Origin of the sequence: Stenotrophomonas sp. BR163 (genome assembly GCF_047520985.2) — a bacterium.
GTDB classification, from domain to species: domain Bacteria; phylum Pseudomonadota; class Gammaproteobacteria; order Xanthomonadales; family Xanthomonadaceae; genus Stenotrophomonas; species Stenotrophomonas sepilia.
This window is the reverse complement of the sequence record NZ_JAXBRE020000017.1, coordinates 72428-96036: the sequence shown is the minus strand read 5'-3', so window position 1 is coordinate 96036 and position 23609 is coordinate 72428. Positions and strand designations below refer to the sequence as shown.

The following is a 23609-nucleotide window of genomic DNA, read 5'->3' as shown; positions in this document are numbered from 1 at the left end:
CGATAGGTCGCCACCCAGCGCCTGACCGTGGAGAACTCCAGGCCGTAGCGACGAGCAGCGGCTTTGACCGATGTGGAGGTCTTGCAGGCCTCTTTGGCGACCTGCAGTTTGAAACGCGCGTCGTATCTGTTCATGTATCCCTCGGGGTTGGATCTGATGTTCAACTCCCGGGGGTCACTTCAGGGACGGGTTCACGGCGTCCCCGCAATCCAACACCGCCCCGCAATCCCACGGAATGCCAGCTTTTGCTGTTGCTGTTGCTGTTGCTTCGGCTTCGGCTTCGGCTTCGGCTTTGGCAGGTGCAGGGCGCAGCCCTGCCGAACCAACCCTACCGCCCCGGCAATTGCGCGAACGCGCGCTGCATGCAGTCCTCGCGCGGGCACACCCGGCAACCCGGTCCGATCGAAACCGAGTTCCCTGGGCTCTGCACATCCAGCCCCAGCGAATACACCAGGCGTTCGGCATGCTGTAGATCGCAGCCCAGCGCCACCGCGAAGGTCTTGCGCGGCTGGCCATGGCCCACCGGGCCACTGCTGACCTGCCGCGCCAGCCAGAAATGGCGGCGCCCGTCGGGCATGCGCGCGGTCTGGGTAAGGATGCGCCCGGGCTGGTTGAACGCCTCGTAGACGATCCACAGCGGGCACGAGCCGCCCACCTGCGAGAAATGGAAGTCGGTGGCCGAATGGCGCTTGGATACATTGCCGGCACGGTCTACGCGGATGAAGAAGAACGGCAGGCCGGGCGCACTGCGCCGTGCCAGCGTGCTCAGCCGGTGGCAGACCGCCTCGAAACCGACGCCGAACTGGTGCGCCAGCAGTTCGATGTCGTAGCTGCTGGCCTCGGCCGCACGCAGGAAGCGCATGTAGGGCATGACCAGCGCGCCGGCGAAGTAGTTCGAAAGACCCACCCGCGCCTGTGCGATGCGTGCGTCATCGGTGAAGCCGGCACGCGCCACCACCGCATCGATCTGCGGCAGGTAGCCGTGCAGGGCCAGTTCGGCGGCCATCTGGAACGCCTGCTGGCCCGGCTCCAGGTAGTCCGGCAGCCACAGCCGCCGCGTACCCGCATCGTACTGGCGCTTCTCGCGCCCGGCCTGCAGTGCGGCCACTTCCACCAGCACGCCGTGACGGTCGGCCAGCAGCTGGCGCAAGCGCGGCGCCACATGCCCGGGCGAGAGCCCCCACTCGGCGAACAGGCGCTCGGCCAGTTCGTCCAGCTCGGGAATGTGGTTGTGCATGCGGTTGAAGAACTCGCGTACCTGGTCGCCGGCCGGCAGGGTGCTGCCGGCGCCGGGCTCGCCCAGCTGGAATTCCAGCGCGGCGGCATGCTCGCGCAGTGCCAGGTGGCGGCGGTGCAGGTCCAGCAGCGCACGGCTGACCTGCGGCAGGTTGCCCGCCAGGGCGCGCAGCTCGGTGGCACTGACTTCGGCCAGGCCCAGGTCGCGCAGGGTCTCGCCCAGCGCTTCCTGCAGCGCGGCGGGCTCATCTTCGTCGAACAGCGCGGAAACATCGCCCAATACCTCGCCCAGCTTCTTCTGCACCTTTGGTGTGAGGGGGCGCTTGTTGCGCTCGATCTGGTTCAGGTAGCTGGCCGACAGCCCCAGCGCCCGCGCCAGGTCAACCTGGCTGTAGCCGCGCTGTTCGCGCAGGCGCAGCACGCGCAGGCCGAGTTGCCGCTGGGGAGCTGAGGTATTCACAAAATTAACAGGAATCGTGGGGTGTGTTGGCCAGATTAAGCGGATTCAGCCCGGAAATCGAGGTGCGTGCTGTGAATAATGCCAAGCATCTTTCGCACCCTGTGGGATTGTCGTCATGACTGTTGCAGCGCCCCGTATCCGCATGCTGATCGATGGCCAGTTCGTTGAATCGGCCACCTCCCACTGGCAGGACGTGATCAATCCGGCCACCCAGGACGTGCTGGCCAAGGTGCCCTTCGCCACCACCGGTGAAGTGGACGCCGCCGTCGCAGCCGCCAAGGAAGCCTTCAAGACCTGGCGCAAGACCCCGATCGGCACCCGTGCGCGCATCTTCCTGAAGTACCAGCAGCTGATCCGCGAAAACATGAGCGAGCTGGCCCACATCCTCACCGCCGAACAGGGCAAGACCCTGCCGGACGCCGAAGGCGATGTGTTCCGCGGCCTGGAAGTGGTCGAGCACGCCGCCGCCATCGGCAACCTGCAGCTGGGCGAGCTGGCCAACAACGTGGCCAATGGCGTGGACACCTACACGATCATGCAGCCGCTGGGCGTGTGCGCCGGCATCACCCCGTTCAACTTCCCGGCGATGATCCCGCTGTGGATGTTCCCGATGGCGATTGCAACGGGCAACACCTTCATCCTCAAGCCGTCCGAGCAGGACCCGATGGTCACCATGCGCCTGGTCGAGCTTGCCCTGGAAGCCGGCATTCCGAAGGGCGTGCTGAACGTCGTCCACGGCGGCGAAGAAGTGGTCAACGCGATCTGCGACCACCCGGACATCAAGGCCGTGTCGTTCGTCGGTTCCACCCGCGTCGGCACCCACGTGTACAACCGTGCCTCGCTGGCCGGCAAGCGCGTGCAGTGCATGATGGGCGCCAAGAACCACGCCGTGGTGCTGCCGGACGCCAACAAGGAACAGACCCTCAACGCGATGGTCGGTGCGGCCTTCGGCGCCGCGGGCCAGCGCTGCATGGCCGCCTCCACCCTGGTGCTGGTCGGTGAAGCGCGCAACTGGGTGCAGGATCTGGTCGAAAAGGCCAAGACCCTGAAGGTCAGCGCCGGCACCGTATCCGGCACCGACGTCGGTCCGGTCATTTCCTGCAGTGCCCGCGAGCGCGTGGAAGGCTTGATCGCCTCGGGTGTGGAGCAGGGCGCCTCGCTGGTGCTCGATGGCCGCAACCCGCAGGTGGATGGCTTCGAGAAGGGCAACTTCGTCGGCCCGACCATCTTTGCCGGTGTCACCACCGACATGCGCATCTACCAGGAAGAAATCTTCGGGCCGGTGCTGGTCATCCTCGAAGCGGAGACGCTGGAAGACGCCATCGCGATGGTCAACAGCAACCCGAACGGCAACGGCACCGCACTGTTCACCCAGTCCGGCGCGGCCGCGCGCAAGTTCCAGGAAGACATCGACGTCGGCCAGGTCGGCATCAACGTGCCGATCCCGGTGCCGGTGCCGCTGTTCTCGTTCACCGGTTCGCGCGCCTCCAAGCTGGGCGACCTGGGCCCATACGGCAAGCAGGTGGTGCTGTTCTACACCCAGACCAAGACGGTCACCGCGCGCTGGTTCGATGACGAAACGCTGAGCCACGGCGTCAACACCACGATCAGCCTGAAGTAACGGCAGGAGCAGCCATGAGCCACTCGATGACGACGGAACTGGAAGAAGCGCAGCAGGCGTACCGCGAGGCAGCGCGCGACTTCGCACAGGCCGAACTGGCGCCACACGCCGCGCGATGGGATGCGGAGGGCATCTTTCCGCGCGAGGCGATCGCCAAGGCCGGTGAACTGGGCTTCTGCGGTCTGTACATGGACCCGGAAGTGGGCGGCAGCGGCCTGAGCCGGCTGGACGCCGCCGTCGTCATCGAGGAGCTCGCCAACGTCGATCCGTCGACTGCGGCCTACATCAGCATCCACAACATGGCCTCGTGGATGGTGTCCACGTGGGGCCAGCCAGCACTGCGCGATGCGTGGGGCACTGACCTGTCCTCGGGCAACAAGCTGGCCTCGTACTGCCTGACCGAACCGGGTGCCGGCTCCGATGCGGCCTCGCTGAAGACCACCGCCGTGCGCGACGGCGATCATTACGTGCTGAACGGCTCGAAGGCCTTCATCTCCGGCGCCGGTGCCACCGAACTGCTGGTTGTGATGGCACGTACCGGCGGTGCCGGTGCCGGCGGCGTCAGCGCCATTGCAGTGCCGTCGGACCTGCCGGGCATCAGCTTCGGCCGCAAGGAAGAGAAGATGGGCTGGAACAGCCAGCCCACCCGTGGCATCACCTTCGAAAACGTCCGCGTGCCGGTCAGCCACCTTCTGGGAGAGGAAGGCGGCGGCTTCAAGCTGGCGATGAAGGGGCTTGATGGTGGCCGCATCAACATTGCCGCCTGCTCGCTGGGTGCCGCGCAGGGCGCGCTGGATGCCGCGCGCCGCTACATGGGCGAGCGCCGCCAGTTCGGCAAGGCGCTGGCCGAGTTCCAGGCGCTGCAGTTCAAGCTGGCCGACATGGTCACCCAACTGGTGGCCGCGCGGCAGATGGTGCACACCGCCGCGCGCAAGCTCGATGCCGGTGCCAGCGATGCCAACGTATGGTGCGCGATGGCCAAGCGCTTCGCCACCGATGCCGGTTTCAACGTCTGCAATGAAGCGCTGCAGATCCACGGTGGCTACGGCTACATCCGCGAGTACCCGATCGAGCGCCTGCTGCGTGACTGCCGCGTGCACCAGATCCTGGAAGGCACCAATGAGATCATGCGGGTGATCGTTGCCCGTCACCTGCTCAACACCGAAGAGGAACTGCGATGAAGGATTGGCGTACCCAGGAGCACGTGGGCCTGAAGGTCGAGGCCGACGGCCATACCGCCGTGGTCACCCTGAACAACCCGCCGGCGCACACCTGGACCGTGCACAGCCTGTCGGCGCTGCGCGACCTGATCGGCGCGCTCAACGCAGACCGCGAGATCTACGCGCTGGTGATCACCGGTGACGGCGAGAAGTTCTTCTCCGCCGGTGCCGACCTCAACCAGTTTGCTTCCGGTGACAAGGCCGCAGCGCGCGAAGCCGCGCGCCGTTTCGGCGAAGCGTTCGAGGCGCTGTCCGGTTTCCGTGGCGTGTCGATCGCCGCGATCAACGGCTACGCGATGGGCGGAGGCCTGGAATGCGCGCTGGCCTGCGACCTGCGCATCATCGAAGACCACGCCCAGGTGGCGCTGCCGGAGGCCACCGTCGGCCTGCTGCCGTGCGCCGGTGGCACCCAGAACCTGCCGCGCCTGGTCGGCGAGGGCTGGGCCAAGCGCATGATCCTGCTGGGTGAGCGCATCAACGCTGAGACCGCGCTGCGCATCGGCCTGGCCGAAGAAAAGGTCGGCAAGGGCGAAGCCAAGGCACTGGCGCTGGAATGGGCGAAAAAGGCCGGTAAGCAGAGCCCGACCAGCATCGCCGCCTGCAAGACGCTGGTACAGGCCACCCGCACCGGCACCCACGCCTCGGCGCTGGTGGCCGAGCGCGAAGCCTTCGTCGACCTGTTCGACACCGCCGACCAGGTCGAGGGCGTGACCGCCTTCCTGGAAAAGCGCGCCGCGCAGTGGAAGAACGCATGAGCACCGACACCGCTGCCGACGACGCACCGGTGCTGTTCGAGGAGCGCGTGGCCGGTAACGGCATGCGCATCGGCATCGCCACGCTCAACGCGCCGCGCACGCTCAATGGCTTCTCGCTGCCGATGGCACACCTGCTGCTGGAGCAGTTGAACGCCTGGGCCGACGACGACGGCATCGCCATGGTGGTGCTGCAGGGTGCTGGCGAGAAGGCGTTCTGCGCTGGCGGCGACCTGCACAGCCTGTACAAGGCCATGGTCGCCTTCCGTGAGGCCGGCCGCAGCGATATCCGCGAGAACGACTACGCCGCCGAGTTCTTCGACGTCGAGTACCGCGTCGATTACCTCATCCACACCTATACCAAGCCGATCCTGTGCTGGGGCCACGGCATCGTGATGGGCGGCGGTATCGGCCTGATGTCCGGCGCCAGCCACCGCGTGGTCAGCGAGCGCTCCAAGCTCGCGTTCCCGGAAATCACCGTCGGCCTGTTCCCTGATGTCGGTGGCAGCTGGCTGCTGCCGCGCGTGCCGGGCAAGGGCGGCCTGTTCCTGGCCCTGACCGGCGCGTTGCTCAATCCGGGCGATGCCATCTATGCCGGCCTGGCCGATGTGCACGTGGCTGAAGAACGCCGCAGCGCGGTGTTCGATGCGCTGCTGCAGGTGGCCTGGTCCAGTGATTCCGCACACAACCACGAACGCCTGACCCATCTGCTGCAGTCGCATGCCAGTGATGCCGCCACCGGTCCGCTGCTGGCCAACGCGGCGCAGGTCGATGCGTTGTGCGAAGGCGATGACCTGCCCGCGATCATCAAACGCATCAGCGCGCTGCAGACCGACGATGCCTGGCTGCAGGCGGCACAGAAGACCCTTGCCGCCGGCGCGCCCGGCTCGGCACGTCTGGCGTTCGAGCTGCAGCGCCGCAGCGCCGGCCAGGACCTGGCCAGCGTCTACCGGCTGGAGTACATCACCGCGCTGCACTGCGCCGCCCACGGCGATTTCGCCGAAGGCATCCGCGCACTGCTGATCGACAAGGACCGCAATCCGCAGTGGAACCCGGCCACCCTGGCCGAGGCCACCTGTGCGTGGGCCGACACCTTCTTTGCTTCCCCCTGGGCCGCTGCCGCGCATCCGCTGGCCGACCTGAGCACTCCCCTTGTTGAAAGGAGCCTTGCATGAGCCGCATTGCATTCATCGGGTTGGGCAACATGGGTGGCCCGATGGCCGCCAATCTGGTCAAGAACGGCCACACCGTGCGCGTGTTCGATCTGGTCCCGGCCGCGGTGCAGGCCGCCGTCGATGCCGGTGCCAGCGCGGCGTCGTCGGCACGCGACACCCTGGCCGATGCGGAGGTCGTGATCTCGATGCTGCCGGCCAGCCGCCACGTCGAAGGCGTGTACCTGGGCGATGACGGCATTCTCGCCGCCATCCCGGCCGGTGCACTGGTCATCGACTGCAGCACGATCGCACCGGCCAGTGCCCGCAAGGTTTCCGAAGCGGCCGCCGCGCGTGGCCTGCAGATGATCGACGCGCCGGTCTCCGGCGGTACCGCTGGCGCCCAGGCCGGCACCCTGACCTTCATCGTCGGTGGCGAAGAGGACGCGCTGGAACGCGCCCGCCCGGTGCTGCAGGCGATGGGCAAGAACATCTTCCATGTCGGCGCCAGCGGTGCCGGCCAGGTCGCCAAGCTGTGCAACAACATGGCGCTGGGCGTGATCATGGCGGTGACCGGTGAAGCCATCGCACTGGGCGTGGCGCACGGGCTGGACCCGAAGGTGCTGTCGCAGATGATGGCGGTCAGCACCGGCCGCAGCTGGGCCACCGAAGTGTGCAACCCGTGGCCGGGCGTGCTGGAAAATGCGCCGGCCTCGCGCGGCTACAGCGGCGGTTTCGGCAGCGATCTGATGCTGAAGGACATGGGCCTGGCGGTGGAAGCGGCGATGAGTGTCGGCGCCTCGATCCCGCTGGGCGAAGTGGCCCGCAACCTGTACTCGATGAACCACCAGGCCGGCCGCGGCAAGCTGGATTTTTCCAGCGTCGTGCAGCTCATCACCAGCGACCGGTAACCGGTCGCTGGTCCGCGCATTCCACCTTATCCCCGCGCCGTTGGCGCACCCCCTTGAACAACAAGGGGGCTCTCCTCCAGAAGGATGGATGCGCGCCGTAGCGAATGCGTCCCCGGCCACGTGCCGGGGCCCACCCGAGGTGGGATGGGCGGATGTTCGGTTTCGACCGGCATCCGCCCATTTTTTTGGGGGGGCGGATCACTGGGGTCGGATCCCTTTCGCAACGCGAAAGGGCTCTGACCCCATATAGCCGTGCCGGGCCTGGGATGGGGTCAGAGCCCTTTGCTGTTGGCAAAGGGATCCGACCCCGGCGCTGCATCAGGCAACGATCAGCGTCACGTCGATGTTGCCGCGGGTGGCGTTGGAGTACGGGCACACGATGTGTGCCTTCTGCACCAGTTCTTCCACCTGCTCGCGCGGCACGCTCAAAAATTGGGGACATCTTCCACTCTCCAACTTCTCCAAAGGGGTGACGTTGGTTGGGCAAGATCCTCTTCTCTTCGTGGCCACGTTGCTTGGGGTAGTGATTTGTAGTCAACTATCCAGGTGCTGACGGATTCGGCACTAAATGCAGATAATCAGGGGGGGAAGATGTCAGCTGCAGCAGAGCCCGTTCCGATCGAGAATGCGAAGAAATCCCCGGCTAAGGGGGGTGTAAAGGCTCCGAATTCCACTAGTGAGGCTATTTCAAGTCTGACTCCAGAACTTGTAATTGCGCTGTGTGGACCAATCGGATCCCCCTTGCACGAGGTGGGTGATCAGTTCAAGAGCGCCCTTCGGAAGTATGAGTACAGGACGGAGTGTATACGCCTTAGTAAGGCGATTTCCGACAATGCGGTTGCTGGAGAAGTTTCGAATAATTTAAGTCGTTATGATGAAATCAAAGCAATGATAGTTGCTGGGGATCGTCTGCGACTTGATCATGGAAATGATGTTCTAGCAAAAATAGCGATCGCAAAGATTAGTGCCGATCGGGAGGCTGTTTATGGTCCTGAAAATGACACTGGGCCAGATGATGGGTCCTATGCTTCTCAAAGAGTCTGTCATGTAATTGATTCCATTAAGAATAAGTCTGAGTTAGAGTTGCTTAGGCTTATTTATGGAGAAGCGCTGATTGCTGTAGGTGTATTCTCGCCAGTGGAGGTTAGGATATCTAATCTGCAGCGATCATCTGAAGGTGTGATGACCTTGGATGAAGTTAAGGATCTTATTGATATAGATTCCGGTGAGGAGTTTTCGCACGGTCAGTCCGTCCGAGATACTTTTCCGCGGTGTGACTTCTTTCTGCGCGTAGATGATTCGATATCTGGAGCTAGTGAGGACGACGCGACAGGCCAAATTGCTTCAAAAGTTAGCAGATTGCTTGGTCTCGTTTTTCGCACTGCGGTAACCACTCCCACACCTGAGGAGGCCGCAATGTACGCATCCGCATCTGCCGCAAGAAACTCGGCGTGCCTCTCACGGCAGGTGGGAGCTGCGGTGACTAGTTCTGGTGGAGAGTTGCTTGCAGTCGGGTGGAATGACGTGCCTCAGCCGGGCGGCGGGCTCTACGGGAAGCCGCCGGTAAATGTCATTTACTCAGGGAGGGGCGCTGGCGATCAGCGCTGCTTCAGCCAGACAGGGATGAAATGCCACAACGATGAGGAAAAAAAGAAGATTGCTAACCTCTTGGCGGACCTGCTGGCGAAAGAGGGGGTAGTGGCCGAGGATAAGAAGGGCTTGGCTGCAGAAGCGATTGCCAAGTCTCGAGTCAAAGATCTGATCGAATTTTCACGAGCCGTACACGCCGAAATGCACGCGATTCTTACGGCTGGTCGTGTTGCCGGTGAAAAGATAGTCGGCGGTAAAATATTCGTTACGACTTACCCTTGTCACGCTTGTGCAAGACACATTGTCGCGGCCGGAATCTCCGAAATTCACTACATTGAACCGTACAGGAAGAGCTTGGCTACTAAGTTGCATGACGACGCTCTGACGGAAGCGGCTCGCGACGCGCAGTCAAAAGTTGTGCTACTACAATTCGATGGAGTAGCACCGCGGCGATTCATCGATTTCTTTGAAGCAGGTGATCGGAAGTCCGGAGGTGTGCTAAAGTTGCCTGGTAAAGACGCCGCGAAGCCGGCAACGCAGGTTAGTATGAAAGCAATTCCTAAACTTGAAGAAGTAGTTGTTGCAGAGCTTGCTACTAAAAATTTCAATCTTCCATCTTTGTCGAAATCAACGGTGAGAGGACAAGCTAATGTCGGGGAAGAATAATAGGTCGGACCCCCAGCAGTTGCAGCTTCGAGTTTTCTCAAGTATTGCCGGTGGGCGACAGGGCGAATCGGAGCAGTTGGGTCTGCCCAAGTTAATTGACTCTTCTGATTGCGATTCGCGGGAAGAAGATCAGAAGATATATCAAGCTATAGCAGCTAGATATTTTGAAGCTAAGCTATAGTTTGTTAGATAAAAAGGCCGCACGATGTGCGGCCTTTTCTCTTCTATCGCTCCCAGATTCCCATCAGGCAACGATCAGCGTCACGTCGATGTTGCCGCGGGTGGCGTTGGAGTACGGGCACACGATGTGTGCCTTCTGCACCAGTTCTTCCACCTGCTCGCGCGGTACGCCCGGCACGTTGATGGTCAGCTCGGCCTCGATGCCGAAACCGGTCGGGATCTGGCCGATGCCGACCTTGCCGGTGACGGTGGTGTCGGCCGGCAGCGCGACCTTGGCCTGGCCGGCCACGAACTTCAGCGCGCCCAGGAAGCAGGCCGAGTAGCCAGCGGCGAACAGTTGTTCCGGGTTGGTGCCCGGGCCGCCGGCGCCACCCAGCTCGCGCGGGGTCGACAGCTGGATGTCCAGCACGTTGTCGGAGGAGACGGAACGGCCTTCGCGGCCGCCGGTGGAGGTGGCCTGGGCGGTGTACAGAACCTTTTCGATGGACATCGGGTTGCTCCTGGTCAGTGGGTGGGTGTTGCGTTGGAGCCTACTTTGCCCGCTTTCCGCGTACGTTGGGTTGCAACGCGTACGAAAAACTTGATCGATCGTCCTGTTGGCCTAGATCGTCCACTCGCGGTCGGTGGTGAACATGATGGTCAGCCAGCGGTCTGGCGAGGCCTCGCCCAGCGCTTCGCCGATCTCGTCGCGCAGCCGGTCCCATTCCACCAAGGGCCGCGGCGGGTCGTCTTCCGGCACCACAAAGAACAGCTCGATCTGCTCGCCACGCCCCACCTGCGCGACGTAGCTGCGATGCTCGACGAAGCCGTGCCTGGCTACGATCGCGCGTGCCACCGCATCCACATGCGCCTGCAGTTCCGGCGGGGTGACCAGCAGGATGCCGGCCAGCGCCCGGCGCACGGTGCCGAGCGGGGCGATCATCACCAGCACGCAGACGAAGGCGAGGATGGCCGGGTCGATGTACGGCCCGACCCACGCCAGCGAGGTGCCCTGCACCAGCACGCCGCCAAGGAAGGCCAGCAGATAGCAGGCCGACATGCTGGCGGCGATCACCCAGTTCTTCGCGTCCAGTGCGATGAACTCCGAACCGATGCGGCGGTTGGCGCGCAGCACGAACCAGGCCAGCGCACCTTCGCCGACGATCGACAACCCGGCGAAGGCGATGGCCGGGCCGAGCGCGATGTGGCGGCCGCCGGACATCAGCGCGTCGACCGCATTGACCAGCGCATACAGCGCCGCGCCGATCATCAGCGTGCCGCTCACCCCCAGCACGATCGGCTCCAGGTGCCAGAACCCCATGGTGAAGCGCTGGTTGAGCCGCGACTGCAGCGCGTCGGTGCTCGTGGACAGTGCGATCAGCCGCGCGACCAGCAGTGACAGCCAGGTCATCACCACATCGATCAGGCCGTAGATGCCGTCGAAGATGATCAGCGAGGAATTGGCCAGCAGGCCGAACACCACCGCTGCCGCGGCCAGCAGCAGTGAGCCTGCGATGGACAGGCGCAGCACGCCTTGTTCGGTGGCGGGATCGAAGAACTGTGCGCGGTCGGTGGCCATGGCGCGATTGTAGAGCGGAGCCATGCTCCGCTGCCGTTGCGGACTGTCGACGCTGTCCCTTGGCAGCCCTGTGCCGTAGACTGCGTCCCTCCCACGTACCGATTCCCGCCTGCAGTGATCACGCCACCCTGACCCTTGCCGCACCTCGGCAGCCGGCCCGCCCGGCTCAGGAACCCGCGTCTTTCACTGCAGCGCCACGTGGCCCAGCCCGCGTGTGCGCGGAGTTTTACCATGCAAACGTCTTATCCCCTGCGCCAGCAATGGCTCGGCAACCTCCGTGGTGATCTGCTGTCCGGCACCGTCGTCGCCCTGGCACTGATTCCCGAAGCCATCGCGTTCTCGTTGATCGCCGGCGTCGACCCCAAGGTCGGCCTGTATGCTGCTTTCTCCATTGCCGTCATCACCGCGATTGCAGGCGGCCGCCCCGGCATGATCTCTGCCGCCACCGGCGCGATGGCCCTGGTGATGGTCGACCTGGTCAAGGACCACGGCCTGCAGTACCTGTTTGCCGCCAGCATCCTGGCCGGCCTGCTGCAGGTGCTGGCCGGCGTGTTCAAGCTGGGCTCGCTGATGCGCTTCGTCTCGCGCTCGGTCATCACCGGCTTCGTCAACGCGTTGGCCATCCTGATCTTCCTGGCCCAGATGCCCGAGCTGATCGGCCGCGGCCCCACCGTGTATGTGCTGTGCGCCACCGCGTTGGCGATCATCTACCTGCTGCCGCGCATCAACCGCGCAGTGCCTTCGCCGCTGGTGGCGATCATCGTGCTCACCGCCGTGGTCATCGGCTTCGGCATCGATGTACGCAGCGTGGGCGACATGGGCCAGCTGCCCGACAGCCTGCCGTACTTCCTCATCCCCGATGTGCCCTTCACCTGGGAAACGCTGCGCATCCTGCTGCCGGTGTCAGCCACGCTGGCGGTGGTCGGCCTGCTCGAATCGATGATGACCCTGCAGATTGTCGAGGACATCACCGAGACGCCCAGTGAGCGCAACCGCGAGTGCGTCGGCCAGGGCCTGGCCAACACGGTCACCGGTTTCCTCGGTGGCATGGCCGGCTGCGCGATGATCGGCCAGTCGGTCATCAACGTGACGTCTGGTGGCCGCGGCCGCCTGTCCTGCCTGGTGGCCGGCGTGCTGCTGCTGGTGCTGGTGGTATACGGCAGCGACCTGGTGCGGCAGATCCCGATGGCCGCACTGGTGGCGGTGATGATCATGGTCAGCATCGGCACCTTCAGCTGGCGCTCGCTGCGCGACCTGCGCACGCATCCGCGCAGCTCGTCGGCAGTGATGCTGCTGACCGTGGTGGTCACCGTGGCCACCCACGACCTGGCCAAGGGTGTGCTCAGCGGCGTGCTGTTGTCTGCCCTGTTCTTCGCCCGCAAGGTGGGCCGCATGCTCGACGTGCAAAGCGAAGACGTTGCGGACATGGACATGCAGGTCTACCGCGTGCGCGGCCAGGTATTCTTCGCCTCCGCCGGACAGCTGGGTGCGGCGTTCGACTACCAGCACGTGGCGCCGAAGGTACAGATCGACCTGCGGGAGGCCCACCTGTGGGATCTGACTGCCGTCGCCGCGCTGCAACGCGCGCAGGAAAAGCTGACCGCGCATGGCGCCGAAGTCAGTGTTGTCGGCCTCAACGCGGCCAGCCAGACGCTGATCGAACAGGTGGGGGACAGGGGCGGTGCATACTGATGGCCGCTTGCTGTTTTCGCTTGCAAGTTTTCTGATTGAGGCCTGCCTTCACCGGATGCACTGTGATTTCGTGCATTCGGCACAGATCGGAAAAGGACGAGAGATGATCGCAATACGCGTGTTTCCGGTACTTCTGTACTCCGCACTGGGTCTTGGCTTGACGGCGCTATCGCCCAGTGCGGTTGCGACCTCGCCCCGCATCGTTATCGAACATGTTTCCCACCACCGCGCAGGAACCGCTGAGGCGGCGGCGATCGCACGGTGGCTGGACAGCATCCCGGATGCGGATCGGCGGACGATGGAGCTGGGCACGATTACGGTGCAGCAGCGCCGGCCCCCCTCCGATGCCTGGGCCTCTGCCGCAGTGGCCCCTCCCGTTCCGCTTCCGGCCTCGGGTGCTGCCGGTGAGAAGATCACCATCACCAATGAGCTTCCCGGTGGCTTCGTGGAAACCTGGACGTTCCAGTGGGTTGCGGGAGAGGGTGGGGGCGGTTGGAAGCAGACCGATTACGAAACGCACGCGCCGATCGTGCAGCCTGATCGGCCCAACGAGCTGTGACGGAGCGGTGGTGGCCGGTCGCAGCAGGCCACCACCGCTCCAAAGTTGGTCGCGTCAGGTTTCTGCGGTGCCGTCCGCGCAAGCTGAATTCAGTCAGCCATCTGAAACCGCCGCTGTCGTAGGATCTGCACCGTGATCGGGGCCGATGGACGGATCCTCCCGGCCGGCACCCGCTGGCCACAAGCAAGGGAGATGCAAGCAATGCAGGTAATGGATGCCCATGGGGGCAATGAACAGATCGCCTCCGGCCGTCGGTACTGGAAGGTGCTGGCCCTGTGCCTGGTGCTCACCGCGTGCCAGGCGCCTTCTACCCCGGCATCGGCCGAAGCGGCGGCCGCTCCGGTTCCGCTCGCCGCGGCAGCGCCGGCAGCGCCCCCCCCATGCAGTGACCGGTGATTCCTCTCGGTACCCGGATGCGTCCTACACGGACGGTCGCCTGCGCCCGGCTTATGGCTGGTGCGTGGATGGCGTGGAGGATGCGGGCAAGCTGCAGGCCTGCGGCAAGGATGAACTGGCCTATCAGGAAGGGCGCCTGCAGGAGGGTGCCAGCAAGACTGTGACCGGGCTCGACGCTGCTGCGAAGCAGGCGTTCCTTGCCACCCAGGCGACCTGGCGCAGCGATACCGACCGTCATTGCTCCGCTCCGACCAATGCCGGTGTGGATGACCTGAAGGCACAGGAGTGCCGCCTGTTCCGCGTGGCCAACCGTGCCGACGCATTGATGGCGCAGAGCGGCCCGCCCGATACCTCCTACACCCAGGCAACGCTTCGCCCGGAATTCATCCGCTGTGTGCAGCAGGCCCGTGGCATGAACGACCATATCCAGGCCTGCGGCGATACCGAGCTGGCCTACCACCAGACGCAGCTGCAGGCCGAAGTGGCGCGCCTGATGAACGGCCCCGACAGTCCGGCCAAGGACCGCTGGATGGACGAACAGGCCACTTGGGCCGAGGACACCGACAAGCGCTGCAGCCCGGCTACAGAGAGCGTGGGCCAGGCGCTGGACGCGCAGTCGTGCCTCATCAACCGCTACGCCAACCGCGCGGTGGAACTGCAGGCGCGCGAGCGCCGTTGATGTCGGCTGAAACCTGAATTCAGTCAGGCATCGGCATTCTGCGCTGGCGTAGCATCCTCACCGTGATGGGGCCGATGGACGGCTCCTCTTTGCCGACCCACCCGGCGACTCACCAGGGAGAAGCAAGCAATGCAAGCCTTGAGCGCGCCTGCGCGCATTGATCGATCCGCCTTTGAAATCCGACGCGGAATTGCGCTGGTGATGTGCCTGTTGCTGGGCGCCTGCCAGGCCCCTTCGGCCGACAGCGCCACGGTTGCCGCTGCCGCCAGCGCAGATGAGCCCACACCGGCAGCCACATCGACACCGGCCAGCGCGACGCCTGCAACTACAGCCGCCGATGCCGACGCGGATGCCGATGACTTTCCCGCGCCGCTGCCCGATGCCTCCTACACCCAGGCCAACCTGCGTCCTGCGTACACCCGTTGCGTGGACGCCAGCGAAGCGGTGACAGCACGCCTGCAGGCATGTGGCGACGAGGAGTTGAGTTACCAGGAAGACCGCTTGGCCGAGATCGTCGCCGGTGTCGTGGCAAGTCCCGACAGCAAGGCCAAGGATGACTGGATGGATGCGCAGGCTGCCTGGTGGTCGGACACCAATCGCCATTGCCGCTGGGATCCCAAAACCGATGGCCAGGGCCAGAGGCTGGACGCGCAGTCGTGCCGCATCAACCGCGTGGCCAACCGCGTTGACCAGCTGCAGGCCGCTGCACGCAGCAAGTGACCTCAATCCACCGCATTGCCAACTGAGAGGAGTCCTTCGACATGGATGTAGTGACCGATGCAAGGAAGGCGATGGAACACTGGCATCGCGGCCAGACCTCCGCCCGTTTTGAAACCGACAACCGTGGTCCAGGCTGGATTTCCTCGGGCAAGGGTGACCATGGCGGCGTGTCCTATGGCAGCTACCAGTTCGCCAGCGCCGTTGGCGGGGTGGACGAGTACCTGAAGTCGTCCCGCTATGCGGACCAGTTCCACGGCCTGAAACCTGCGACGGAAGCCTTCAGCGAGCGCTGGAAAGCGTTGGCCGCACGCGACGAAAAGGGCTTCGCCCAGGAACAGCACGATTTCATCCAGCACCAGTATTACGACGTGCAGATGGATCGCCTGAAGAAGGTCGGCGTGGACCTGCAAGGTCGCGGCCCTGCCGTGCAGGACGCGCTGTGGAGCACGTCGGTGCAGTATCGCAACATGACCCGTGGTGTATTCCAGAATGGCCTGAAACAAGCCTATGGTGATGATTACAAGCTGTCCGAGCTGAGTGACGAGCAGATTGTCAGGGCCGTGCAGGATTACAAGCACGCCAACGTCCAGCGCCATTTCGAGAGCTCGCCCAAGCAGTGGGATTCGCTGCGCGAGCGCACGCTCAATGAAAAGTCCGAGCTGGTTGCGCTGGCGCGCTACGACAGGATCAACCACGACCCGCAGCCGTACCAGGGCAAGACCTACGAACAGGCGTTCGGCGAGCCGGCGCATCGTCAGTCCGCCGCGCGCCCGGCGCGTGCACCGATGGCCGACGGTGTGCTGGTGCAGGGCGAACGCGGCAATGAAGTGCTCGCGCTGCAGCAGAAGCTGGCGCAGGCCGGCTACACCGGTGTGGATGGCAAGGTGCTGAAGCCCGACGGCGATTTCGGCAGCGATACCTACCACGCGGTGCGTCAGTTCCAGAAGGCGCATGGGCTGGAAGAAGATGGCAAGGCGGGGCGTGACACGCTGTCTGCACTGAACGCCGGGGTTCGCCCACCCGCACAGACACCGGCACCGCCATCGGTACCCTCGCCAGAACGCCACGAGCCGAAGGCGCCCTCTACGGATGGTGCGCCGGTGGCGGCCGCCCCCGGTGGCGGCCGCATCACGGTGATCGAGCCCTACGGCAATGTCACCAGCAACCGCACGCTGGCCCACGGCATCAGTGGCGAAACGGCCTATCGCGAACTGAAGATCCATCATCCCAACACCAATGCCGAAGCCGTGCGCACCGGCGATGCCCGCAAGGCCGACCGCCAATCGGGCATGGTCGAAGGCGAGATGGAGAACATCCGCACACGTGAGGACAAGAATGACATTCCGCTGGTGCGCAAGGACCTGATCCTCACCGATCGCCTGGGCAGCCGCGATGTGATGATTCCGAACCCGGTGGCCGGCTACGCGCAGTTCAACAAGGACGCGACCAATTCGATCAGCCTCTACAGCCACCCGGCCGGCGATCCGCGCCGTGAGCTGGTAGGCCAGGTGCTGCACGGCGCCGCTGGCACGTCGCCCTACAAGAACGGTGACTTCGTCGAGTACGGCGCTCCGCTGATCCAGCAGTCGAACGCCGGCAGCAAACCGGTGCATGCGCATATCGAAGTGGAGCCGGCGCAGTTCCGCCGCTACCTCGGCGACATGCTCAACGACCGCATCACCCTCGGCGGCAAGGTACACGCGCAGGGGCCGGAAGCAGCGCAGGCCGCACGCGCCACGCAGCAGGCGCCGATGGCCGACGGCATGCTGGTGAAGGGCGAACGCGGCGATGAGATCAAGGCGCTGCAGGGCAAGCTGGCCGCGTTGGGTTACACCGCCGCCGACGGCAAGGCGCTGGGCACCGATGGCATCTTTGGCAAGGACACGCTGGCAGCGGTCAAGCAGTTCCAGGCCAACAACGGCCTGGAGCAGGATGGCAAGGCCGGCCGCCAGACCTTGGCGCGCCTGGACGACCCGGCCGCAGTGAAAGCCGGCGCGCAGACCGCCGCCGCCCCGGCACGCGCCGAACCGACCGCACCGGCAGCGCCCAGCATGCGCGATCCTTCGCATGCCGAGAATCCGCGCTTCAACCAGGCCCTGGAGAAACTACAGGAGCTGCAGCAGCAGCGCGTGCAGGCTGGCCTGTGCCCGCTGTTCGCCAATGCGCAGGAAACCGAACGCGCCGCCGGCCAGCTGGCCTACGAGAGCAAGGTCGCCGGCATGCGCCAGATCGACCATGTGGTCGCACGCCCGGATGGCAGCGGCTTGTTCGCCGTGCAGGGCAATGTCGGCGACCCGGCTGCGCAGCGCACCTTCGTCGACAGCCGACAGGCCGTGTCGCAGTCGGTCGAGGCCAGCACCCGCCAGACCGAGGAACTGGATGTCCAGTTCAACCAACGCGTGCAGGAACAGCAGCAGGAGCAGGTGCGCAACCGCGGCCTGTAAGCCTGCTGCACTGTGGCCGAAGGCTCCGGGCCCAACGACCCGGGGCCTTCTGTCGATTCATTCTGCAGGGTCGACCCGCCGGTACACCCCGAACTGGGTCCTGCGCTGGCCCATCGGGATGATCAGGGCCAGCAGGACCGCGCCTCCGTCCACCTGCTTCACCACCGGATCGTTTTCCACCGTGCAGGACAGTTCCACGCGCGACCAGATGCAGCCGGCGCCGGCCTCGCCCGGTTTGCACGATGACCACCGGTTGATGACCAGCTGTTCTCCTTCGGCGCTGTAGCTCTTGCTGGAAGCGCTGCCTGCAGCCTCGATGCCGGTGCCGTCGGCGGCATGGAAGCGGGCCACCAGCCGGCTCGCCTCCTGGCGGATCGTGATCTGGTGGATGTCCTTGTTGTAGACGCCAAAGAGCCTGGAAAGCGCGCCGATGGGCGCATTTTCCTGTCCGGCCGACAGGTAGGACGGCCGGTTGTCGAAGGTGGCGCCTTCGGTGAAGTCGCATCGTGGGCCGGGCTTGATCTCCGCAAGGCGCGTGTCGCGGACGCTGCTGCAACCACTGCCCAAGGCCAGTCCCGCCAGCAGGGTGAGGCAGGCGAGGCCAGAGCCCGCCAGCGAGGATGCAGTCGGTTTCATTGTGGCTTCCCTTCCAACAGATGCGGTGCAACAGGAACTCGCGTACCGAGTATCCCCACGCAAGGGCGGCAGCGGCAACCCGGCCTGCATCCCGGCTGCCCGCCGCCATTCATCCGCCCGGTGTAAACTATTGATCTCACTGGCAATGCCAGTCTCCACGATCAACCGCCCGATGACGTCCGCCACCGCCCGTTACGCTGATTCCCTGCGCCTGTCCGTCGCGCCCATGATGGACTGGACCGACCGCCATTGCCGGGTGTTCCACCGCCTGCTGGCGCCGGGTGCGCGGCTGTACACCGAAATGGTGCACGCCAATGCGGTCATCCATGGCGATCGCCAGCGCCTGCTCGGTTTCGATGTCAGCGAACAGCCGCTGGCACTGCAGCTCGGTGGCAGCGATCCGGCGCTGCTGGCGCAGGCCGCGCGCATCGCCGCCGACTGGGGCTACGACGAGGTCAACCTCAACTGCGGCTGCCCGTCCGACCGCGTGCAGGCCGGGCGCTTTGGTGCCTGCCTGATGCGCGAGCCGGTGCTGGTGGCCGAATGCGTGTCGGCCATGGTCGAGGCAGTGGACATCCCGGTGACGGTGAAATGCCGCTTGGGCGTGGACGAAGACGACAACTACGAGGTATTCGCCAGTTTCGTCGATCGCCAGGTCGAGGCCGGCGCCGCGATGGTGGTGGTGCACGCCCGCAATGCCTGGCTGAAGGGCCTGTCGCCGAAGGAGAACCGCGAGGTTCCGCCGTTGAAGTACGACTGGGCCTACCGGCTGAAGCACGAGCGCCCGGCGCTGCCGGTGGTGCTCAATGGCGGCCTGGCCACCATCGAGGCGGTGCAGGCGCAGGCCGCGCACGTCGATGGCGTGATGCTGGGCCGCGCGGCCTACCACGACCCCTACCTGCTGCATCAGCTGGAGGCGCTGCAGACCGGCGCCCCGCTGCAGGCCCGCGGCGACCTGCTGCGCACGCTGCGTCCCTACGTGGAAGCGCGCCTGGGCGAAGGCCTGGCGCTGAAGCACATCACCCGCCACCTGCTCGGCCTGTTCCACGGCCAGCCCGGTGGCCGCGCGTTCCGCCAGGTGCTGAGCGAGGGCGCGCACCGCCCGGGCGCCGACTGGAGCTTGGTCGAGCAGGCGCTGTCGGTCACCGAGCGCGAAGCCGATCGCGCTGCAGCGTGACCGAAGTCACATTCCTGACTTGACAAGGGACGGCGATTCGTCCCGAATGTTCACCTAGCTGAACATCGCAGGGCTGCGGCCGGAAAAGTTCAGACCGGATTCACTGCCCCAAACCAAGAATTTGCAAAGGATTTGTAAAGCGCCGGGTCCCGAACCCGGCATCCGGATTTACGACTTTTGAACGAATCGCCGTGCTCGGCTAGGATCGCATCGATGTCTTCCGCTCCCTTCCATTGCCGCATTGCCCTGGCCACCACCTGCGTGGTGCTGTGGGCTGCGCCGCTGTCTTCGGCGTTGGCGCAACAGCCGCCGCGCGGCGAGCAGGCACGGGCGGAAATGATGGATCGGGGAGAGCGCGGCAACCGTGGCGACGAGCGTTCGCTGTCAGATGCCGTGCGCCGCGTGCAGCGCAGCACCGGCGGCCACATCCTCGGCGCCGAGCGTGTGCCGTTCGATGGTCGTGATATCAACCGGGTGAAGTACATGGACGACCGGGGCCGGGTCCGCTACATGGACGACCCTGCCCCGTCGCGTTCACAGCCGCGCACGCCGCGGTCGGATATGTCATCACTACGCGGCGATAACCCCTGAACAGGGATAGTCGTCGCTATCAACCCGTACCCCACAGGCCTCCGGGCCACACCCAGGACACTAGGGAGAGTTCATGCGTATCCTTCTGGTCGAAGACGAAGCCCCGCTGCGTGAGACCCTGGCAGCCCGGCTCAAGCGCGAAGGCTTTGCCGTCGATGCTGCGCAGGACGGCGAGGAAGGCCTCTACATGGGGCGCGAAGTTCCGTTCGATGTCGGCATCATCGACCTCGGCCTGCCCAAGATGTCGGGCATGGAGCTGATCAAGGCCCTGCGTGACGAAGGCAAGAAGTTCCCGGTGCTGATCCTGACCGCGCGTTCGAGCTGGCAGGACAAGGTCGAGGGCCTGAAGCAGGGCGCCGACGATTACCTGGTCAAGCCGTTCCACGTCGAAGAGCTGCTGGCCCGCGTCAACGCGCTGCTGCGCCGCGCCGCCGGCTGGAGCAAGCCGACCCTGGAATGCGGCCCGGTCGCCCTGGACCTTGCTGCCCAGACGGTCAGCGTGGCCGGCAGCAATGTCGACCTGACCAGCTACGAGTACAAGGTGCTGGAGTACCTGATGATGCATGCCGGTGAACTGGTCTCCAAGGCCGACCTCACCGAACACATCTACCAGCAGGACTTCGACCGCGACTCCAACGTGCTGGAGGTCTTCATCGGCCGCCTGCGCAAGAAGCTGGACCCGGATGGCGAACTGAAGCCGATCGAGACCGTGCGCGGTCGCGGCTACCGTTTCGCGATCCCGCGCAACGAGGGCTGAGCCGGCTCACCCTGGCGATAACACGATGTCCGGCCGTCTGTGGTTCTTCCGACGCTGGCGGCCGCGCTCACTGCAGGCGCGCCAGATGCTCGCCGCGTCCGTGGGCCTGGTCGCGTTCCTGGCGCTGGCCGGCTACGCGCTCGACGCCGCCTTCGCCGATACGGCGAAGGCGAACCTGCGTGAGCGCCTGAAGAACTACGCCACCTCCTACGCGGCCGGCATCGACTTCACCCGCGACCGCTCGCTGTACATCCGCGAGCAGCCGCCGGATTCGCGCTTCGACGTACCCGGCAGTGGCCTGTACCTGCAGGTGGTGATGCCGCACGGCAAGGGCAATTCGATGTCCGCCGAAGGCCCGATGCTGCCCACCGTGGGCGGCGGCCTGCTGGCACCGCGCCAGGAAGTGTTCGAAGGCCCGCTGCCGATGATCCAGATCGATGGCAGCCAGGGCTCGGTGTACCGCTATGGCCTGGGCCTGGTGTGGGGCGCCGACGCCGACCCCGCCACTGAATTCCCCTACACCATCTATGTGATGGAAGACTCGCGCGCGCTGGGTGCGCAGCTGCGCGTGTTCCGTGGCCGCGTCTGGTTCTACCTGGGCGGCATCGGCCTGATCCTGCTGCTGCTGCAGACCGTCATCCTGCAGTGGAGCCTGCGCCCGCTGCGCCGGGTGATCACCGAGCTGACCAAGGTGCAGCGCGGCGAGACCGAGCGCATGAGCGAGCGCCACCCGCGCGAGCTGGAACCGCTGACCGACAGCATCAACGCCTTCATCGAAAGCGAGCGCGAGAACCTCGAGCGCCAGCGCAATACCCTTGCCGATCTGGCGCACAGCCTGAAAACGCCAATCGCGGTACTGCGCACGCAGATGGACAGCGGCGCCGGCGACGGTGCGCTGCGCGAAGAACTGGACGTGCAGCTGCAGCGCATGAACAACCTGGTTTCGTACCAGTTGGCACGCGCGGCCTCGTCGGGCCACAAGCTGTTCTCCGCGCCGCTGCCGATCGAGTCCAACGCCGAGGAAATCGTGCGTGGCCTGGAAAAGGTCTACGCCTCCAAGGGCGTGCTGTGCGAATTCGATATCGACCCGGCCGCGCGCTTTCACGGCGAGCCGGGTGACCTGCAGGAACTGCTCGGCAACCTGCTGGAGAACGCCTTCAAGTGGGCCAACCGCCGCGTGCTGCTGACCGCGCAGCCGCTGCCGGCGCCGAACGCGCGCCGTGCCGGCCTGCTGCTGGCGGTGGACGACGATGGCCCGGGCATCGCCCCGGATGACATCGGCAAGGTGCTGCAGCGTGGCGTGCGTGGCGACGAGCGCGTGCAGGGCCACGGCATCGGCCTGTCGATCGTGCAGGACCTGATCAAGGACTACCGCGGCGAACTGATCGTGGGCCGTTCGGCCGAACTGGGTGGCGCACGCTTCGAAGTGCGCTTGCCGCCGGGGCCGTAAACATCGTTGATCGGTAGTGCCGGCCGCTGGCCGGCAACCAGGCAATGTCATCGAAGATCATGAGGTTGCCGGCCAGCGGCCGGCACTACGGCATTTCGATCTTCGGCGGCTCGCCGTAGAACCGCCGCAGCTGCGCGGCGACCTCCGGCAACGCCTGCTGCAGCAGATCCGGTGCCGAGAAGTGGTACTCGCTGCTCACCGCGAAGAACTCCTCCGGCGCCTCGGCTGCATACGGATCGATCAGGGTCTCTTCGCCGGCGTCCACCTGCGCGCAGAAGGCGTCGTAGGCGCGCTGGAACGTGGCCGCCCACTCGCGCTGCCATTGCCGCGGCAGTGGCGGTGTGCCGTCCATCGCGCCATCCAGTGCATCGAGCTTGTGCACCATCTCATGCACCGCCACGCAGTAGCCCTCGTGCGGCGCGGCCAGGTCGGCCTGCACGTCGGCCCAGGACAGGATCAACGGACCACTGTCCCACGACTCGCCGATCAGCTCGTCATCCCACTCGTGCAGCACGCCGGCCGCATCCATGTGGCTGCGGTGCACGCGGAACGCATCCGGGTAGACGATCAGCTGTGACCAGCCTTCCAGCCCCACTTCACCGAATTCCAGCAGCGGCAGGCAGCACAGTGCGGCCAGCAGCACGCCATCGCCAGCCTGCAGTTGCAGTTCGCCGACAGGGGTAATGGTCTTCTCATGCAGGAAGCGCGTGGCCAGCACGCGCAGTCGCGCGCGGCGTTCGTCGTCCAGGCCGTGCAGCCAGGCCGCACGGCGGCAGGCGTCTTCCCAAAGCGCATCATCGATCGGCCGCGGCGAGGGCCGCAGCCACTGCAGCAACGACTTGATCAGCGGAACATTCCCGGCAGGTAGCTGTGCCACTTCGGCGCACGGATGCGCTGCAGCACGTCGTCGTCGCTGCCGCCGCCCCCGGTGCTGGTGGCATTGCTGGCCGCAGGGCGTACCGGTGCCGGCTTGGTGGTCGCAGCCGAGGCGGTCGCGGTCGGCGCGCGCTGCGAGGCGGCATCACCGTTGGAGGACACGCAGGCGCCCCGGCTGTCGTCCAGCGCTGCCGTTGCAGACGCCGCGAAGGGCATCATCAGCAGGATCAGGCAATGGGCATAACGGCGCATTGACGACATCCACGTTAAGGGAGGGTGAGTTCCCG

Annotated in this window: 22 protein-coding genes and 1 pseudogene; 15 read left to right on the top strand and 8 right to left on the bottom strand. The window is 65.2% G+C overall.

Going from position 1 to position 23609, the window contains the following annotated elements; translation table 11 throughout:
- Both ACM0PY_RS14710 and ACM0PY_RS14705 read right to left on the bottom strand, forming a co-directional pair.
- Positions 1 to 134 (bottom strand): transposase (locus ACM0PY_RS14710; RefSeq protein ID WP_495493268.1); only part of this gene is annotated, 134 nt, incomplete at its 3' end.
- A gap of 194 nt (positions 135 to 328) precedes the next feature.
- The gene (locus ACM0PY_RS14705) at positions 329 to 1696 is read right to left on the bottom strand and encodes a helix-turn-helix domain-containing protein (RefSeq protein ID WP_134971530.1); all 1368 of its coding nucleotides are present in this window, start codon (positions 1694 to 1696) and stop codon (positions 329 to 331) included.
- Between the two features lie 115 nt (positions 1697 to 1811).
- Here ACM0PY_RS14705 and ACM0PY_RS14700 point away from each other — a divergent pair, with 115 nt between their 5' ends.
- The 5 genes from ACM0PY_RS14700 to mmsB are packed head-to-tail and all read left to right on the top strand — an operon-like array spanning position 1812 to position 7351.
- Positions 1812 to 3317: a CoA-acylating methylmalonate-semialdehyde dehydrogenase gene (locus ACM0PY_RS14700; RefSeq protein ID WP_053498738.1), complete on the top strand. Its 1506-nt coding sequence runs from the start codon at positions 1812 to 1814 to the stop codon at positions 3315 to 3317.
- A gap of 14 nt (positions 3318 to 3331) precedes the next feature.
- Positions 3332 to 4498: an acyl-CoA dehydrogenase family protein gene (locus ACM0PY_RS14695; protein ID WP_095378605.1), complete on the top strand. Its 1167-nt coding sequence runs from the start codon at positions 3332 to 3334 to the stop codon at positions 4496 to 4498.
- Positions 4495 to 5292 (top strand): enoyl-CoA hydratase, encoded by a 798-nt coding sequence (locus tag ACM0PY_RS14690; protein WP_180885934.1) that lies wholly within the window; start codon positions 4495 to 4497, stop codon positions 5290 to 5292. The genes ACM0PY_RS14695 and ACM0PY_RS14690 overlap by 4 nt, the downstream gene beginning before the upstream one ends.
- A complete protein-coding gene (locus ACM0PY_RS14685) occupies positions 5289 to 6464 on the top strand; it encodes an enoyl-CoA hydratase/isomerase family protein (protein ID WP_134971532.1) in 1176 nt (391 codons plus the stop codon). The genes ACM0PY_RS14690 and ACM0PY_RS14685 overlap by 4 nt, the downstream gene beginning before the upstream one ends.
- Positions 6461 to 7351, top strand: coding sequence for a 3-hydroxyisobutyrate dehydrogenase (gene mmsB, locus ACM0PY_RS14680; protein ID WP_005420650.1), 891 nt, complete (start codon positions 6461 to 6463; stop codon positions 7349 to 7351). Before ACM0PY_RS14685 ends, mmsB begins: the two co-directional genes overlap by 4 nt.
- A 318-nt stretch (positions 7352 to 7669) precedes the next feature.
- On the opposite strand, the pseudogene ACM0PY_RS14675 reads toward mmsB, so the two are convergent.
- A pseudogene (locus ACM0PY_RS14675) lies at positions 7670 to 7774 on the bottom strand (organic hydroperoxide resistance protein); the annotation flags it as partial.
- 168 nt (positions 7775 to 7942) lie between these two features.
- Between ACM0PY_RS14675 and ACM0PY_RS14670 the strand changes: the two are divergent.
- Positions 7943 to 9607 carry an anti-phage dCTP deaminase gene (locus ACM0PY_RS14670; RefSeq protein ID WP_014035620.1) on the top strand — a complete coding sequence of 555 codons (1665 nt, stop codon included), beginning with the start codon at positions 7943 to 7945 and terminating at the stop codon, positions 9605 to 9607.
- A gap of 244 nt (positions 9608 to 9851) precedes the next feature.
- On the opposite strand, the gene ACM0PY_RS14665 is transcribed toward ACM0PY_RS14670, so the two are convergent.
- The gene (locus ACM0PY_RS14665; RefSeq protein ID WP_004153735.1) at positions 9852 to 10277 is read right to left on the bottom strand and encodes an organic hydroperoxide resistance protein; all 426 of its coding nucleotides are present in this window, start codon (positions 10275 to 10277) and stop codon (positions 9852 to 9854) included.
- A gap of 111 nt (positions 10278 to 10388) precedes the next feature.
- Positions 10389 to 11369: a cation diffusion facilitator family transporter gene (locus tag ACM0PY_RS14660; RefSeq protein ID WP_134971536.1), complete on the bottom strand. Its 981-nt coding sequence runs from the start codon at positions 11367 to 11369 to the stop codon at positions 10389 to 10391.
- 207 nt (positions 11370 to 11576) lie between these two features.
- Here ACM0PY_RS14660 and ACM0PY_RS14655 point away from each other — a divergent pair, with 207 nt between their 5' ends.
- The 5 genes from ACM0PY_RS14655 (at position 11577) to ACM0PY_RS14635 (ending at position 17835) form a co-directional block, all read left to right on the top strand.
- A complete protein-coding gene (locus ACM0PY_RS14655; RefSeq protein ID WP_180885936.1) occupies positions 11577 to 13037 on the top strand; it encodes a SulP family inorganic anion transporter in 1461 nt (486 codons plus the stop codon).
- 7 nt (positions 13038 to 13044) lie between these two features.
- Positions 13045 to 13596 carry a hypothetical protein gene (locus tag ACM0PY_RS14650; RefSeq protein WP_223483434.1) on the top strand — a complete coding sequence of 184 codons (552 nt, stop codon included), beginning with the start codon at positions 13045 to 13047 and terminating at the stop codon, positions 13594 to 13596.
- Between the two features lie 385 nt (positions 13597 to 13981).
- Positions 13982 to 14671, top strand: a complete 690-nt coding sequence (locus tag ACM0PY_RS14645; RefSeq protein WP_180895513.1) for a lysozyme inhibitor LprI family protein — start codon at positions 13982 to 13984, stop codon at positions 14669 to 14671.
- Between the two features lie 129 nt (positions 14672 to 14800).
- A complete protein-coding gene (locus tag ACM0PY_RS14640) occupies positions 14801 to 15391 on the top strand; it encodes a lysozyme inhibitor LprI family protein (protein ID WP_080150383.1) in 591 nt (196 codons plus the stop codon).
- Between the two features lie 41 nt (positions 15392 to 15432).
- Positions 15433 to 17835: a peptidoglycan-binding domain-containing protein gene (locus tag ACM0PY_RS14635; protein WP_180885940.1), complete on the top strand. Its 2403-nt coding sequence runs from the start codon at positions 15433 to 15435 to the stop codon at positions 17833 to 17835.
- Positions 17836 to 17892: 57 nt separating this feature from the next.
- Here ACM0PY_RS14635 and ACM0PY_RS14630 read toward each other — a convergent pair whose 3' ends face one another.
- Positions 17893 to 18471, bottom strand: coding sequence for a hypothetical protein (locus ACM0PY_RS14630; RefSeq protein WP_134971543.1), 579 nt, complete (start codon positions 18469 to 18471; stop codon positions 17893 to 17895).
- A gap of 145 nt (positions 18472 to 18616) precedes the next feature.
- Between ACM0PY_RS14630 and dusA the strand changes: the two genes are divergently transcribed.
- The 4 genes from dusA to ACM0PY_RS14610 all read left to right on the top strand — a co-directional run bounded on the left by dusA (position 18617) and on the right by ACM0PY_RS14610 (position 22446).
- Positions 18617 to 19648: a tRNA dihydrouridine(20/20a) synthase DusA gene (gene dusA, locus ACM0PY_RS14625; RefSeq protein WP_235646844.1), complete on the top strand. Its 1032-nt coding sequence runs from the start codon at positions 18617 to 18619 to the stop codon at positions 19646 to 19648.
- Positions 19649 to 19861: 213 nt separating this feature from the next.
- Positions 19862 to 20239, top strand: a complete 378-nt coding sequence (locus tag ACM0PY_RS14620) for a hypothetical protein (protein ID WP_111201892.1) — start codon at positions 19862 to 19864, stop codon at positions 20237 to 20239.
- 73 nt (positions 20240 to 20312) lie between these two features.
- Positions 20313 to 20996 carry a response regulator transcription factor gene (locus ACM0PY_RS14615; RefSeq protein WP_004136763.1) on the top strand — a complete coding sequence of 228 codons (684 nt, stop codon included), beginning with the start codon at positions 20313 to 20315 and terminating at the stop codon, positions 20994 to 20996.
- A gap of 25 nt (positions 20997 to 21021) precedes the next feature.
- Entirely contained in the window at positions 21022 to 22446 is a 1425-nt protein-coding gene (locus ACM0PY_RS14610; protein ID WP_111201893.1) for an ATP-binding protein, read from the top strand.
- An 85-nt stretch (positions 22447 to 22531) separates the two neighbouring features.
- Here the strand turns inward: ACM0PY_RS14610 and ACM0PY_RS14605 are convergent, their stop codons facing one another.
- The gene (locus ACM0PY_RS14605) at positions 22532 to 23281 is read right to left on the bottom strand and encodes a M90 family metallopeptidase (RefSeq protein ID WP_134971547.1); all 750 of its coding nucleotides are present in this window, start codon (positions 23279 to 23281) and stop codon (positions 22532 to 22534) included.
- Positions 23282 to 23289: 8 nt separating this feature from the next.
- Entirely contained in the window at positions 23290 to 23574 is a 285-nt protein-coding gene (locus tag ACM0PY_RS14600; protein WP_111201895.1) for a hypothetical protein, read from the bottom strand.
- Between the last annotated feature and the right edge of the window lie 35 nt (positions 23575 to 23609).

Bases quoted from the DNA above. Each gene is read 5' to 3' on its own strand.
- ACM0PY_RS14700 (WP_053498738.1), top strand. From the start codon at position 1,812: ATGACTGTTGCAGCGCCCCGTATCCGCATGCTGATCGATGGCCAGTTC.
- ACM0PY_RS14695 (WP_095378605.1), top strand. From the start codon at position 3,332: ATGAGCCACTCGATGACGACGGAACTGGAAGAAGCGCAGCAGGCGTAC.
- ACM0PY_RS14690 (WP_180885934.1), top strand. From the start codon at position 4,495: ATGAAGGATTGGCGTACCCAGGAGCACGTGGGCCTGAAGGTCGAGGCC.
- ACM0PY_RS14685 (WP_134971532.1), top strand. From the start codon at position 5,289: ATGAGCACCGACACCGCTGCCGACGACGCACCGGTGCTGTTCGAGGAG.
- mmsB (WP_005420650.1), top strand. From the start codon at position 6,461: ATGAGCCGCATTGCATTCATCGGGTTGGGCAACATGGGTGGCCCGATG.
- ACM0PY_RS14670 (WP_014035620.1), top strand. From the start codon at position 7,943: ATGTCAGCTGCAGCAGAGCCCGTTCCGATCGAGAATGCGAAGAAATCC.
- ACM0PY_RS14665 (WP_004153735.1), bottom strand. From the start codon at position 10,277: ATGTCCATCGAAAAGGTTCTGTACACCGCCCAGGCCACCTCCACCGGC.
- ACM0PY_RS14660 (WP_134971536.1), bottom strand. From the start codon at position 11,369: ATGGCTCCGCTCTACAATCGCGCCATGGCCACCGACCGCGCACAGTTC.
- ACM0PY_RS14655 (WP_180885936.1), top strand. From the start codon at position 11,577: ATGCAAACGTCTTATCCCCTGCGCCAGCAATGGCTCGGCAACCTCCGT.
- ACM0PY_RS14640 (WP_080150383.1), top strand. From the start codon at position 14,801: ATGCAAGCCTTGAGCGCGCCTGCGCGCATTGATCGATCCGCCTTTGAA.
- ACM0PY_RS14635 (WP_180885940.1), top strand. From the start codon at position 15,433: ATGGATGTAGTGACCGATGCAAGGAAGGCGATGGAACACTGGCATCGC.
- ACM0PY_RS14630 (WP_134971543.1), bottom strand. From the start codon at position 18,471: ATGAAACCGACTGCATCCTCGCTGGCGGGCTCTGGCCTCGCCTGCCTC.
- dusA (WP_235646844.1), top strand. From the start codon at position 18,617: ATGCCAGTCTCCACGATCAACCGCCCGATGACGTCCGCCACCGCCCGT.
- ACM0PY_RS14620 (WP_111201892.1), top strand. From the start codon at position 19,862: ATGTCTTCCGCTCCCTTCCATTGCCGCATTGCCCTGGCCACCACCTGC.
- ACM0PY_RS14615 (WP_004136763.1), top strand. From the start codon at position 20,313: ATGCGTATCCTTCTGGTCGAAGACGAAGCCCCGCTGCGTGAGACCCTG.
- ACM0PY_RS14610 (WP_111201893.1), top strand. From the start codon at position 21,022: ATGTCCGGCCGTCTGTGGTTCTTCCGACGCTGGCGGCCGCGCTCACTG.
- ACM0PY_RS14600 (WP_111201895.1), bottom strand. From the start codon at position 23,574: ATGCGCCGTTATGCCCATTGCCTGATCCTGCTGATGATGCCCTTCGCG.